Raw genomic sequence first — 12,940 nt, 5'->3', positions numbered from 1 at the left:
GGCATGCTCTCAGGGGCTGGCTGGGACGTGTCTCGTGCCCGGAGTGTGAGGACGCCGCATACGGGCCGCGCACGGTCCCCCTGATGATCGCCACCGCCCTCGTCTGCGCCGCCCTCGCCGCCGCCACCGGCACCCGCCCCGAACTCGGCGTCTGGCTGCTGCTCGCCCCCGTCGGGGTCCTGCTGACGGCCGTCGACTTCCGGGTGCGGCGGCTGCCCGACCCGCTCACGCTCCCGTTCGCCGGGGCCGCGCTCGCCCTGCTCGGCCTCACCGCGCTCGTGCCCGAGCACGCGGGGGAGTGGACGACCGCCCTGCTCGGCTCGCTCGCGCTGGGCGGCGGCTACTTCGTGCTGTTCCTCATCAACCCCGCGGGGATGGGCTTCGGCGACGTCAAGCTCGCTCTGGGCACGGGGGCGGTCCTCGGCTGGTACGGGTGGCCGACCGTGATGCTCGGCACCTTCGCCGGGTTTCTGCTGGGCGCACTGTACGGCGGCGCCCTCGTGGTCGCGCGGCGGGCCTCGCGCAAGACGGCGATCGCGTTCGGGCCGTTCCTGATCACGGGCGCCTTGCTGGGACTGCTGGTGGGCGCGTACACGGCCTGACGTCCGGTCCTCACAACCCCTGGCGTACGCTGGGCTGGTCCGTCCACAACCCTTACGAAAGGGACGCCCGGTGACCGAGAAGGCCGACCTTCAGCCCATCCTCGACCGCGCAGCCGCCGGTGGGCGGATCACCCCGGACGAGGCGCTCGTGCTGTACCGGGACGCCCCGCTGCACGCGCTGGGCGCCGCCGCCGACGCCGTACGCCGCCGCCGGTACGCGGGGACCGAGCACATCGCGACGTACATCATCGAGCGCAACATCAACTACACGAACGTCTGCGTCACGGCGTGCCGGTTCTGCGCCTTCTACGCCGCCCCCAAGGACACCGCCAAGGGCTGGACGCGCGACCTGGACGACATCCTGCGCCGGTGCGCGGAGACGGTCGAGCTGGGCGGCACCCAGATCATGTTCCAGGGCGGCCACCACCCGGACTACGGCGTCGAGTACTACGAGAAGCACTTCTCCGCCATCAAGCAGGCCTTCCCGCAGCTCGTCATCCACAGCCTGGGGGCGTCCGAGGTCGAGCACATGGCCCGGATCTCCAAGGTGAGCGTCGAGGAGGCGATCCAGCGCATTCACGCCGCCGGGCTCGACTCCTTCGCCGGTGCCGGTGCCGAGCTGCTGCCCGAGCGGCCCCGGAAGGCCATCGCCCCGCTGAAGGAGTCCGGCGAGCGCTGGCTGGAGATCATGGAGATCGCGCACGGGCTGGGCGTGGAGTCGACGTCCACCATGCTGATGGGCACCGGCGAGACCAACGCCGAGCGCATCGAGCACCTGCGGATGATCCGGGACGTACAGGACCGCACGGGCGGCTTCCGCGCCTTCATCCCGTACACCTACCAGCCCGAGAACAACCACCTGAAGGGCCGCACGCAGGCCACGCTCTTCGAGTACCTGCGGATGATCGCGATCGCGCGGCTCTTCATGGACAACATCGCCCACATCCAGGGCTCCTGGCTGACGACGGGCAAGGAGGTCGGCCAGCTCTCCCTGCACTACGGCGCCGACGACCTCGGCTCGATCATGCTGGAGGAGAACGTGGTGTCGTCGGCCGGCGCCAAGCACCGCTCCAACCGGCTGGAGATCATCGACCTCATCCGCAAGGCCGGGCGGGTGCCCGCCCAGCGGGCGACCACGTACGAGCACCTCGTCGTGCACGACGACCCGGCGAACGACCCCGCTGACGACCGCGTGGTCTCGCACTTCTCGTCCACGGCCATCGAGGGCGGCACGGCTCACCCCGAGCTCAAGCTGCTCGCCCCCAACTAGCTCGCGGCGGGTAAGAGTTGGAGACCATCCACACGGCGGACGCGGTCCGTATCACCTGGGACTCCGATCCCGTCAAGAACGGCGCCGTGGTCGTCGGGCGGGACCGGATCGGTGCCGTCGGGAAACTCGACGACGTGCGCGAGGCGTTCCCGAAGGCCCGGGTGCGCAGTTGGCCCGGGACCCTCGGCCCCGCCCGCGTCCACGAGGGCCCGCTCCCGGACGCCCCGAGCCCGCGCGAACGCGTCCACGCGGTGCTGAAGCTCGGCGCGGTGGCGGTCCTGGAGGAGTACGTCGACTCGGCGGAACTCCGGGCCGCCGCCGAGCGCAACGACGTCGTCGTCCTGCCGCGTACGCGCCGCACCGCCCTCGTCCCGACCGGCCGGGCCGACCTCGCCGTCTTCGACGAGGCGGGGGAGTGCGTCGCGACGGTGTGCGCGGGACGGCTGGTGCACCGGCGGCGCTGAGCCGACGGCGCTCGACGCCGCTGATACGGCGTCAGCCCGAGAACTCCTCCGCGAACGCCCCCGAACTCTGCTTCACCCCACTGCAGTCGGTCGCCGGCTTGTCGGTCTTCGCCCGGTCCGCGCACTGCCGGTCCCGGGCCGCCGACCACATCGACACCCACGCGATGCCCTTGCCCTCGGCGAAGGCGCGGACCTCGGCGGCGTCGGCGAGCGTGAAGGTCTCGTTGGCCACGTCGTTGACACCGATCATCGAGGTGAGCGCCATGCCCCGCCAGGCGGTCGTGTCCGAGGTGCCGAAGGCCTTCTTCAACTGGGTGTGCGAGGCCTTGGCGGCCGCGAGGGCGTAGCCGCCCATGTCGCCGTCGAACGAGCTGCCGTAGTTCATCGTCATCAGATTGACGGTGGCGACCTTCACGCCGTTGTCGTTGGCGGAGGCGAGGAGCGCCAGGCTGTCCTTGCCCAATCCGGAAGGCATGACGGGCAGCGTGAAGGAGACCTCCAGATCCGTACGCTCCTTCTGCAGCAGCGCGATCGCCTTCGAACGCGTCTCTATGGAGGCGGAGTCGGCCAACTCGTCGCCCTCGATGTCGAAGTCGGCCCGGGTGGCACCGGCCGCGTCGAGGGCCTTGCCGTACGCCGCCGCCAGCTCCGACGCGCTGTCGCAGGCCGTCGCGAGTTCCTTGCCGGAGGCGCCGCCGAAGGAGACCCGGACCTGAGCACCGTCCTCCTTGAGCCCCGCGATACGGGACTTCACCGCCGAGTCGCCGAGGGCGTCCGTGCCGTTCCAGCGCGGGGTGCAGCCGCTGCCGCCGGCCAGCACGAAGGCCAGGTTGTATGTCGTGGGAGAGCCCGCGGAGTCGGTGGCGGCGGCGTCCTTGGCGTCGACGTACGGGGCGTACGCGGTGCCGGTACTGGTGCCTGTGCCGGTATCGGACTCGGAGCCGGACTCGGCAGGGGACGAGGTGCCGGGCGCGGCCGACGCCGGGGGTGCCGGGCGGGCCGCCTCGCCCTGCTCGGAGCAGGCCGTGCCGGCCAGGGCGAGCAGACAGCCCAGCCCGACCGCTGCCCGCTTCCGGTGACTCCTCATAGCGCACGCTCCCGTTCTCGTGAGGTCATAAAGGTCCAAACCCCCAGTACGTTTCCCGGCAGCAAACGTCTCACGATGATGGGCGCTCAGAACGAGTTCCGCAGGCGTTCCCGATGACTCTCAGAGAAAGGACAGCTTCGGTCGTTTCTCATGGGTCTCTCACATCAGAACCCAAGTTTAGGGCACATAAAGGCCGCCTAATGTCCGGGGAATGCATTCCGAGCCTGCCATCGAAAGCCGCGTCACCCGCGGTCGCCGCCGCAAACGCGGCAACGAGTCCGCCGAAGGGCCCGTGTTCGTTGACAACTCCGGACGCCGGGCCCGGCTGCTGCGCCGGATCGGTCTCCTCCTGGGGGTCGTCTGCCTCGGGTACGCGGCCGTGCTCGGCGCGGCCTTCATGGGCTGGGGCACCTCGCTCACACCGTCGCAGCTGCTGCCGTTCGCGGGCGGCGGGCCCGGCGGTGGCCGGCCGCAGGGCGGAGGGCCGCAGGGCGATGGGCCGGGGGGCCCGGGCGCCGCCCCGCCGAGCGGTGTCCCTTCGGCGCCGCCCCAGGTCACCGAAGACGGCACCGCCGGTTCCAGCACGTCCCCGTCCACCACGTCCCCGTCCAGCACGTCCCCGTCCACCGCATCCCCCTCTGTCTCGGCCTCCGCCGCCGCGGCCGTGGGCTCCAACTGACCGGGGGCCGCCGTATGACCACGACCACCCCCTCCCGCGGCCGCCGCCGCGCCCCCTCCCGGATGGAGCGGGCCGCCGGAAAGGCCGCCGCGTTGCAGAAGCCGCGCGTCATCCTCGCCCTGCTGCTCCTGCTCGCGCTGATCTGCGTGATGCTCCTCGACGGCTATCTGCGTGCCGAGGTCGGCGGCGACCAGCGCGTGCGCACCGGGGCCAGCTCGAGCGACGTACCGGACGACGTCCTGGACGGCGGGCCCATCGTCACCTTCCGCGGCGGACAGGCCACGACCGTCTCCGTCCCCGACAAGACGATCGCGCTCACCTTCGACGACGGCCCCAACCCGACCTGGACGCCCCAGGTGCTGGCGATCCTCGAGAAGTACGACGTGCCCGCCACGTTCTTCCTGGTCGGCTCGATGGTGTCGCGCTACCCGGGCATCGCGGCGGACATGGTCGAGCAGGGCCACGAGGTGGGGATCCACACCTTCACGCACGTCGATCTGTCGTACCAGAGCGACGCCCGCGTCCGGCGCGAGATGGAGCAGACCGAGCTCGCGCTGGCGGGCGCGGCCGGCATCACGACCACCCTGTTCCGGGCGCCGTACTCCTCGGAGACCGACGCCATCGACAACTACAGCTGGCCCGTCTACAAGAAGCTCGGCCAGGACGGCTACACCAGCGTCTTCGTCGACACCGACAGCGACGACTGGAAGCGGCCGGGCGCCTCGAAGATCGTCCAGTGGGCCACGCCGAAGAAGAACAAGGGCGCGTCGGTCCTCTTCCACGACGCGGGCGGCGAGCGCTCGCAGACGATCAAGGCGCTGCCGCGGTACATCGAGAAGATGCGGGCGAAGGGGTACACCTTCACCACCATCAGCGGCGTCATGGAGCAGCAACAGCGGCAACAGGCCGCCGGGGGACAGGCGCCGGCCGGTGTCCCCGGTGCAGCCGGGGGAGGGGCCCGTCTCCAGGCCGCCCACCGCGAGGCCACCGGCGCGATCCTCTACGAGGGCAAGGCCCTGGTCGCGGCCGTGACCGTCGCCGAGTGGGCCGTGCCGACCCTGTCCGTCGGCCTGATGGTGGTCGGCGTGGCCGTCATGGGCCGCTTCGGGATGATGCTCGTCCTCGCCCGCCGCCACTACCGCCTGCGCAACAGGCGCCGCTTCGGCTGGGGGCCGACGGTCACCCGGCCGGTGAGCGTGATCGTCCCGGCGTACAACGAGAAGGAGTGCATCGCCAACACCCTCAACTCGCTGGCGCAGAGCACGCATCCGATCGAGATCATCGTGGTGGACGACGGCTCCACGGACGGCACGGCCGAGATCGCCGAGTCCCTCGGCATGCCCAACGTCCGGGTGATCCGCCAGGCCAACGCGGGCAAGCCGGCGGCGCTGAACAACGGTGTGCGCAGCGCCGGTTACGACATCGTCGTGATGATGGACGGCGACACCGTCTTCGAGCCGGACACCGTACGGCAGCTCGTCCAGCCCTTCGCCGACCCGCAGGTCGGCGCGGTCGCGGGCAACGCCAAGGTCGGCAACCGCACCACCGTCATCGGCGCCTGGCAGCACATCGAGTACGTGATGGGCTTCAACCTCGACCGGCGCATGTACGACCTGCTGCGCTGCATGCCCACCATCCCCGGCGCGATCGGCGCGTTCCGCCGCGAGGCGGTGCTCCAGGTCGGCGGCATGAGCGAGGACACCCTCGCCGAGGACACCGACATCACCATCGCGATGCACCGAGCGGGCTGGCGGGTCGTCTACCAGGAGCACGCGCGCGCCTGGACCGAGGCGCCGGGCTCGCTCAAGCAGCTCTGGTCCCAGCGCTACCGCTGGTCGTACGGCACGATGCAGGCGCTGTGGAAGCACCGCAAGTCCCTCACGGACAAGGGGCCTTCGGGGCGCTTCGGGCGGGTCGGCATGCCGCTGGTGGTGCTGTTCCAGATCGTCACGCCGGTCTTCGCGCCGCTCATCGACGTCTTCACGGCCTACTCGATGATCTTCATCGACTTCAAGGCGGCGCTGCTGGCCTGGCTCGCGGTGCTCGGGGTCCAGTTGGTGTGCGCGGCGTACGCCTTCCGCCTGGACCGCGAGAAGTACCGCTACCTGCTGATGATGCCGCTCCAGCAACTGGCCTACCGGCAGATGATGTACCTCGTCCTCATCCACTCCTGCGTCACCGCCCTCACCGGCGGCCGGCTGCGCTGGCAGAAGCTGAAGCGGACCGGCGAGGTCGGCACCCCGGCGGGGGCCGGCTGATGGGGGCGCACAGCAGGACGGCCGAGCGGGCACTCCCGGAGGCCGGCGCACGCGGTGGCACCCCGGTGCGGGACCGCTACTTCGACACCCTGCGGGCCGTCGCCCTCGTCCGCGTCGTCACGTACCACACCTTCGGCTGGGCCTGGGCCGGGCTGGTCTTCCCCTCCATGGGGGTCATGTTCGCCCTGGCCGGCACCCTCATGGCGAGGTCCCTCCAGCGCCCCGCGCTCACGGTGATCAGGAGCCGCGTCCGCAGACTGCTGCCGCCCTTCTGGTTCTGGGGCGTGTTCGTGGTGGGCGCGATGCTGGTGCACGGCTGGATGCCCGGGTGGCAGATCGTCTACTGGGTGGTGCCGCTCGGCGACCCGCCGGGCAACGCCTGGGGCGAGCAGGCCTGGGAGATCCTCTGGTACCTGCGGACGTACCTCTGGTTCGTGCTGCTCTCCCCGCTCCTGCTGCGGGTCTTCCGGCTCGCCCCCGTCCCGGTGCTGCTGCTGTCCCTGGGGCCGATCCTGGTCTTCCGGTTCGTGTGGCAGCCGCCGGACGACCGGCTCGGCGCGGCGCTGTGGGACCTGGCGACGTTCCTGTTCTGCTGGCTCCTCGGCTTCGCGCACCACGACGGCGTCCTGGCCCGGCTGAAGCCCGCCGCGGTGCTCCCGCTGGCGTCGGCCGCCCTCGCGTACGGCGGCTGGTACGCCCTCGCGCACCAGGCCGAGTACGGCACGTACGACCTCGACGAGAACCCGCTCGCGCAGGCCTTCTGGTCGGCCGGGTTCGTGGCGCTGCTGATGTACGCCAAGGCCCGCTTCCGGACCGACTTCGCGGGGCTCGCCCGGTTCCGGCGGCTGGACCGGCTCGTCACGGTGTTCAACGCCCGGGCTGTGACGCTCTACCTCTGGCACGAGATCGCCCTGATCCTCGCCGTACCGCTGATCGACCGGTTCTGGGACGTGCCCGCCTTCGAGGCGTACCTGCCGCTGGACAGCCAGTGGTTCATGTTCGGTGTCGGCTGGGTGCTGATCGCGGTGTTCGTGCTGCTGTGCGGGTGGGTGGAGGACGTGGCGGCACGGAAGAAGCCCCGGCTCCTGCCGTGAGGACACTCGGAGGCCCTGTGCGGGGGCCCTGTGCGGGGGTGCTGCAAGAATGGGCGCGTGACCCGCGCATCCCTGGACAAGCAGCCGCACGAAGTCGCCTCGATGTTCGACGACGTGGCGGAACGGTACGACCTGACCAACGACGTGCTGTCCCTCGGCCAGGACCGGCGATGGCGCAAGGAGGTCGCCAAGGCGGTCGACGCGCGCCCCGCGCAGAAGGTCCTCGACCTGGCGGCGGGCACGGGCACCTCCTCGCTGCCCTTCGCGCAGACCGGTGCCTATGTCGTCCCGTGCGACTTCTCCCAGGGCATGCTCCAGGTCGGCAAGCAGCGCCGGCCCTGGCTGCCCTACACCGCGGGCGACGCGACGCGGCTCCCCTTCAAGGACGACACCTTCGACGCCGTCACCATCTCCTTCGGGCTGCGCAACGTCCAGGACACGGACGCGGCCCTGCGGGAGATGCAGCGCGTGACCCGGCCCGGCGGGCGGATCGTGATCTGCGAGTTCTCGCACCCGACGTGGGCGCCGTTCCGCACCGTCTACACCGAGTACCTGATGCGCGCCCTGCCGCCGGTCGCCCGGACCGTGTCCTCCAACCCCGACGCCTACGTCTACCTCGCCGAGTCCATCCGCGCCTGGCCCGACCAGCCCGCGCTGGCGGAGCGGCTGGGCAAGGCCGGCTGGTCGCGGGTGGCCTGGCGCAACCTGAGCGGCGGGATCGTGGCCCTGCACCGGGGCTTCAAGGAGAGCTGAACCCCCTGGGCGGCTGCCCTCTACGGGGAGCTGAGGACCATGTACGGGTCGCCCGGCTCGTCCAGCTCCCGTTGCAGACCGCCCCTGGGCGGTCTCGGGATCCGCGGCTCGTGCACGCCTCCGCCGCCCTCGCCGGGGCCGAAGTCGAACCACACGTAGACCATCGAGTCCCGCGGCACCTCGGCCTCGGGCTGCGGGTACTGGCGTACGACGTAGTCGACGACGGCGAGATGGAAGTCGGGCCGGTCCGGCGCGTTGAGAAACAGGCCCCGCGCCCGGGCCGTCTCGCGCGCGTCCACGGCCATCAGACCGACCAGACGCGGTACGCGCACTTCGGGTGCTTTGCGGGATATCTGCACAGATGTCACCCCCAGCGGTACAGGAAGGGTAACTCCGGTCCCGCACCGGCCGGAAGCGACGGATGTCTTTCTGTGACAGTCGATTACGCTCCGTCAACAGGGGCTCGGTTCGCCGAGGCAGCCCTTCGGCCGGGTGATCCATACCGCTGCATAGACTGCCCATGTCCTGTGCCGGCCGGCACACAGATTCCGAAGCTTGGGGAGATCCCGCCGTGACCGTCGTGACCGAGCCTCTCTCCGAGAACACCGCAGATGTGATCGTCGTGGGCGCGGGGCCGGCCGGCTCCACGACCGCGTACCACCTCGCCAAGGCGGGACTCGACGTCCTCCTGCTGGAGAAGACCGCGTTCCCGCGCGAGAAGGTCTGCGGCGACGGCCTCACCCCGCGCGCCGTCAAACAGCTCGTGGCGATGGGCATCGACATCTCGGAGGAGGCCGGCTGGCTGCGCAACAAGGGCCTGCGGATCATCGGCGGCGGAGTACGGCTCCAACTCGACTGGCCGGATCTCGCCTCCTTCCCCGACTACGGCCTCGTCCGCAAGCGCGACGACTTCGACGACCAGCTCGCCCGGCAGGCCCAGAAGGCGGGCGCCCGGCTGTTCGAGCGCTGCAACGTGGGCGCGCCGATCCTGGACGACCGCACGGGCCGGATCACCGGCGTGCACGCCAAGCTCGGTGAGGACAAGCGCGAGGTCACCTTCCACGCGCCGCTCGTCGTGGCCGCCGACGGCAACTCCACGCGCCTGTCCCTCGCGATGGGCCTGCACCGCCGCGAGGACCGCCCGATGGGCGTGGCCGTACGGACGTACTTCGAAAGTCCCCGCCACGAGGACGACTACCTGGAGTCCTGGCTGGAGCTCTGGGACCGCCGGGGCCCGGGGGAGGACCGGCTCCTGCCCGGCTACGGCTGGATCTTCGGCATGGGCGACGGCACCTCGAACGTCGGCCTGGGCGTCCTCAACACCTCCGACTCCTTCAAGGAGCTGGACTGGCGCGAGGTCCTGAAGGCCTGGTGCGCGTCCATGCCGGAGGACTGGGGCTACACCCCCGACAAGATGACCGGGCCGATCCGCGGGGCGGCGCTTCCGATGGCCTTCAACCGCCAGCCGCACTACACCAAGGGCCTGCTGCTCGTCGGCGACGCCGGCGGCCTGGTGAACCCCTTCAACGGCGAGGGCATCGCCTACGCCATGGAGTCCGGCCAGATCGCCGCCGACGTCATCGTCCAGGCCCACGCCCGCGCGACCCCCGCGGGGCGTGAACTCGCCCTCCAGCGCTACCCACGCGTCCTGAAGGACACGTACGGCGGCTACTACACACTCGGCCGTGCCTTCGTGAAGCTCATCGGCAATCCGAAGGTCATGCAGATCGCGGCCCAGCGCGGTCTCACGCACCCGCTGCTGATGAAGTTCACGCTGAAGCTCCTCGCGAACCTCACGGACCCGACCGGGGGCGACGCGATGGACCGCATCATCAACGGGCTGAGCAAGGTGGCCCCGAAGGCCTGATCACGCCCGCGGCGCCCTGCCTGATCAGGCACTCAGCGCCTCGACGTTGGCGGCCCGGCGCGCGAGCACCTCGTCCCGCCGGTCCGCCACCTGCCGCAGCGCGTCCTTCCGCTCCCGCCGGGAGAGCCGGTCCAGATAGAGCTGCCCGGCGCAGTGGTCGGCCTCGTGGGCGAGGCAGCGGGCGAAGTACCCCGTGCCCTCGATCACGACCGGCTCGCCGTCCCTGTCGAGCCCGCGCACGACGGCCCGGTCCGGCCGGGGCACGTCCATGGTGGCGCCCGGCACCGACAGGCACCCCTCGCCCTCGTCGAGCAGCCTCCGTCGAGTGGCGTCGAGCGGCTCCAGGACCGGGTTGACGATGTGCCCGACGTGCCGCACCCCGTCGTCGTCCGGGCAGTCGTACACGAACAGCCGCAGGTCGACACCGACCTGGTTCGCCGCGAGTCCGGCCCCGTCCGCGATGTACATCGTCAGGAACATGTCGTCGATGAGCGCGGCGAGGTCCGGGCCGAACTCGGTGACGTCCCGGCACGGCTTGTGCAGGACCTCCTCGCCGACCTCGGTGATCCGCCGGACCTTCCCGTGCCGGGCCTCGGGCGCGAGCCGCGGGTAGGAGTCGACGGGCCGTCCTTGCACGAAGACGCTGGGCATCCTGCTCTCCTCGGGTGTGGGTTGTGGTGACCGGCACTCATCACAACAGAACCCACGTGCCCGTCCCAGGAGGAGTCCGGCCACAGCGGACCGTCGCCGCAGGGACGACCGGAGGGGCCAGAGGGCCGTCTGAGCACCGCGCTACGGCTCGGCCTGCCCCCGGGCACGCTTCGGCCTCGAAAGGCCGGGAGACGGCCCGTGAGGGCGGCAGGAGGGGTGCGGACACGCCGGGAGGGCCGCTGCCCATCAGTGGCAGCGGCCCTCGAACCCGAATGCGTGACGTCAGAGGACGCGTACCGCGCCCGACGCCGGGTAACCCGACAGGTCCTGGATGACGACGCCCTTGGACGGGTTGGCCGCGTCCAGGTACTGGCCGTCTCCGATGTAGACACCCACGTGGTACGCGGAGCCCTTGCCACCCCAGTAGAGGATGTCGCCGACCTGGACGTTGGACAGCGACACGTCCGTGCCGGCCATCGACTGGTCCTGGGAGACGCGCGGCAGATCCACACCGACCTGCTTGTACGCGGCCTGCACGAGGGAGGAGCAGTCCCAGGCGCTGGGACCGGTGGCGCCCATGACGTAGGCGTCGCCCACCTGTGCCTTGAGGAAGGCGACGACGGTCGCGACGCTGCCGCTGGCGGGCGCCGTCGTCGAGGTCGACGTCGACGCGGAGGCGGAAGCGGAGAGGGTGGCTCGCTCGGCGCTGCGCGTGGCGCGCTCGGCGGCGGCCTTGCGGGCGGCCTCGGCGGCCTTCTTCTTGGCCTCCGCCTTCTTCTTCGCCTCGGCGAGGTCCTTCTTGGCCTCCGTGGCGGCCTTGGCGGCGGCGGCGTCACGCTCGGCGCGCAGCTCGTAGTTCGCGGCCGCCTGCTGTGTGGCGTCCGCGGACTGGGCGACCTGAGTGGCCATATCGGCCGTCAGGGTGGGCAGTTCGATGGTCTGCGTCACCGGCTCGGCGGCGCTCGCCGAGGCCGACGCACCCGCCGCTGCCAGGCTGAGGATGCCACCGGTGACTCCGGCACGCACGGCGATCGTCGAGGTCGCACTGCGGCGGGGTTTCCGGTGGCTGCGTATGTGAGCGGTGTGGGACATGGGAACAACCGGTACCAGGGGCTCCTTCATATCTTCAAGAAACGTGTGCTGCGCCACAGTTGTTCAATCGAGCCCTCAAAACCCCCGCTCGAGGCCCTTTATTGACGCCGTAACGGACATTGCGGGCACACCGTGATCGGCCTGTGATCACGGTCTTTGATCAATACGCCCGAATTGCCCCACACCTACCACCGGTTGGGTTGCTTGGCCAAGCCCCGTTCTCATGCGCCTCTCATCCATGTGACGGAGGTCACGGAACGGTCGGCCCGGCGGTCGCGTCGCGCGCCGTGGATCACGACCCGGTCACGGCCTCGCGAAGATCGTGAACGCGTGCACGTGTCCACACTCCGCTCCACACGCCCTCTGATGTGTGAACGCGGCCTCTATCAAGAGATCGAGTCCATCACCAATTTGCATGCAAGGGAACCATCTTGATATTGAGACGGCCCTTCTGGCCTGCGCTGACTAGGTAAAATGTCACGTCTGGTGATCGCCCGGACGCTTCGCGTGTGAAGATCACCGCTCATCCGACTTCATGATCCTTCGTCAGGTGGTGGAGATCACAAAGGTTGAGTAATACCCCGTGTCGCAGATCACAGAGCGACAGGCATAAGATGCACGCGGTTGGGCTTGTGACCTGCTTCACATGTTCCCGATCTTCGCCGGGGCGGGCGGGGTTCGCGGGACGGACGGGGCGGAAGTGAGCCCGATGCAAACCGCCAGCAGTCAGTGCCGACTGAGAGGAGCGAGGAGCGGTGAACGCGTATGCGCCCATCCTCGTACTGGGAGCCCTCGGGGCAGGCTTTGCGATCTTCTCCGTGGTCATGGCCACGTTGATCGGGCCGAAGCGGTACAACCGGGCCAAGCTCGAGGCCTACGAGTGCGGGATCGAGCCGACCCCCACGCCGGCCGGCGGCGGGCGCTTCCCCATCAAGTACTACCTGACGGCGATGCTCTTCATCGTCTTCGACATCGAGATCGTCTTCCTCTACCCCTGGGCCGTCACCTTCGACGCCCTGGGGATCTTCGGGCTCGTGGAGATGCTGCTCTTCGTGCTCACCGTCTTCGTCGCGTACGCGTACGTATGGCGGCGCGGCGGCCTGGAATGGGACTGAGGGGCCTT

General features: G+C 70.2%; 13 protein-coding genes. 9 read left to right on the top strand and 4 right to left on the bottom strand.

Annotated elements, in window-relative coordinates; all coding sequences use genetic code 11:
• From ACFTZL_RS11910 to ACFTZL_RS11900, 3 genes are all read left to right on the top strand, one after another.
• Positions 1-602 (top strand): prepilin peptidase (locus ACFTZL_RS11910; protein WP_382580634.1); only part of this gene is annotated, 602 nt, incomplete at its 5' end.
• Between the two features lie 70 nt (positions 603-672).
• Positions 673-1,872, top strand: coding sequence for a cyclic dehypoxanthinyl futalosine synthase (gene mqnC / locus ACFTZL_RS11905; protein ID WP_382580632.1), 1,200 nt, complete (start codon positions 673-675; stop codon positions 1,870-1,872).
• Between the two features lie 17 nt (positions 1,873-1,889).
• Complete coding sequence (locus ACFTZL_RS11900) at positions 1,890-2,336, top strand: hypothetical protein (protein ID WP_382580631.1); 447 nt, start codon at positions 1,890-1,892, stop codon at positions 2,334-2,336.
• Between the two features lie 31 nt (positions 2,337-2,367).
• On the opposite strand, the gene ACFTZL_RS11895 is transcribed toward ACFTZL_RS11900, so the two are convergent.
• A complete protein-coding gene (locus tag ACFTZL_RS11895) occupies positions 2,368-3,423 on the bottom strand; it encodes a chitinase (RefSeq protein WP_382580629.1) in 1,056 nt (351 codons plus the stop codon).
• A gap of 211 nt (positions 3,424-3,634) precedes the next feature.
• Between ACFTZL_RS11895 and ACFTZL_RS11890 the strand changes: the two genes are divergently transcribed.
• Genes ACFTZL_RS11890 through ACFTZL_RS11875 form a run of 4 tightly spaced genes read left to right on the top strand, consistent with a single transcriptional unit; the run spans position 3,635 to position 8,207 of the window.
• Positions 3,635-4,102 (top strand): hypothetical protein, encoded by a 468-nt coding sequence (locus ACFTZL_RS11890; protein WP_382580627.1) that lies wholly within the window; start codon positions 3,635-3,637, stop codon positions 4,100-4,102.
• A 14-nt stretch (positions 4,103-4,116) separates the two neighbouring features.
• The gene (locus tag ACFTZL_RS11885) at positions 4,117-6,360 is read left to right on the top strand and encodes a bifunctional polysaccharide deacetylase/glycosyltransferase family 2 protein (protein ID WP_382580626.1); all 2,244 of its coding nucleotides are present in this window, start codon (positions 4,117-4,119) and stop codon (positions 6,358-6,360) included.
• The gene (locus tag ACFTZL_RS11880) at positions 6,360-7,454 is read left to right on the top strand and encodes an acyltransferase (RefSeq protein ID WP_382580624.1); all 1,095 of its coding nucleotides are present in this window, start codon (positions 6,360-6,362) and stop codon (positions 7,452-7,454) included. The genes ACFTZL_RS11885 and ACFTZL_RS11880 overlap by 1 nt, the downstream gene beginning before the upstream one ends.
• A 57-nt stretch (positions 7,455-7,511) precedes the next feature.
• Entirely contained in the window at positions 7,512-8,207 is a 696-nt protein-coding gene (locus ACFTZL_RS11875) for a demethylmenaquinone methyltransferase (protein ID WP_382580622.1), read from the top strand.
• 20 nt (positions 8,208-8,227) lie between these two features.
• Here the strand turns inward: ACFTZL_RS11875 and ACFTZL_RS11870 are convergent, their stop codons facing one another.
• Positions 8,228-8,539 (bottom strand): PASTA domain-containing protein, encoded by a 312-nt coding sequence (locus tag ACFTZL_RS11870; RefSeq protein ID WP_189728562.1) that lies wholly within the window; start codon positions 8,537-8,539, stop codon positions 8,228-8,230.
• A gap of 239 nt (positions 8,540-8,778) precedes the next feature.
• Here ACFTZL_RS11870 and ACFTZL_RS11865 point away from each other — a divergent pair, with 239 nt between their 5' ends.
• On the top strand, positions 8,779-10,074 hold the full coding sequence (locus ACFTZL_RS11865; RefSeq protein WP_382580619.1) for a geranylgeranyl reductase family protein: 1,296 nt from the start codon (positions 8,779-8,781) through the stop codon (positions 10,072-10,074).
• A gap of 24 nt (positions 10,075-10,098) precedes the next feature.
• Here the strand turns inward: ACFTZL_RS11865 and def are convergent, their stop codons facing one another.
• The gene (def, locus tag ACFTZL_RS11860; RefSeq protein ID WP_382580617.1) at positions 10,099-10,725 is read right to left on the bottom strand and encodes a peptide deformylase; all 627 of its coding nucleotides are present in this window, start codon (positions 10,723-10,725) and stop codon (positions 10,099-10,101) included.
• Between the two features lie 282 nt (positions 10,726-11,007).
• Positions 11,008-11,847, bottom strand: coding sequence for a C40 family peptidase (locus ACFTZL_RS11855; protein ID WP_382580615.1), 840 nt, complete (start codon positions 11,845-11,847; stop codon positions 11,008-11,010).
• 725 nt (positions 11,848-12,572) lie between these two features.
• Between ACFTZL_RS11855 and ACFTZL_RS11850 the strand changes: the two genes are divergently transcribed.
• A complete protein-coding gene (locus ACFTZL_RS11850; protein ID WP_003992243.1) occupies positions 12,573-12,932 on the top strand; it encodes an NADH-quinone oxidoreductase subunit A in 360 nt (119 codons plus the stop codon).
• The last annotated feature ends 8 nt before the right edge of the window (positions 12,933-12,940 follow it).

The sequence above is a fragment of the Streptomyces sp. NPDC056948 genome, from assembly GCF_042674225.1.
GTDB lineage: Bacteria > Actinomycetota > Actinomycetes > Streptomycetales > Streptomycetaceae > Streptomyces > Streptomyces purpurascens.
Note: the sequence above shows the minus strand (reverse complement) of the source record. Positions and strands in the feature narration are given on the sequence as shown.

Bases quoted from the DNA above. Each gene is read 5' to 3' on its own strand.
- ACFTZL_RS11895 (WP_382580629.1), bottom strand. From the start codon at position 3,423: ATGAGGAGTCACCGGAAGCGGGCAGCGGTCGGGCTGGGCTGTCTGCTC.
- ACFTZL_RS11890 (WP_382580627.1), top strand. From the start codon at position 3,635: ATGCATTCCGAGCCTGCCATCGAAAGCCGCGTCACCCGCGGTCGCCGC.
- ACFTZL_RS11885 (WP_382580626.1), top strand. From the start codon at position 4,117: ATGACCACGACCACCCCCTCCCGCGGCCGCCGCCGCGCCCCCTCCCGG.
- ACFTZL_RS11880 (WP_382580624.1), top strand. From the start codon at position 6,360: ATGGGGGCGCACAGCAGGACGGCCGAGCGGGCACTCCCGGAGGCCGGC.
- def (WP_382580617.1), bottom strand. From the start codon at position 10,725: ATGCCCAGCGTCTTCGTGCAAGGACGGCCCGTCGACTCCTACCCGCGG.
- ACFTZL_RS11855 (WP_382580615.1), bottom strand. From the start codon at position 11,847: ATGAAGGAGCCCCTGGTACCGGTTGTTCCCATGTCCCACACCGCTCAC.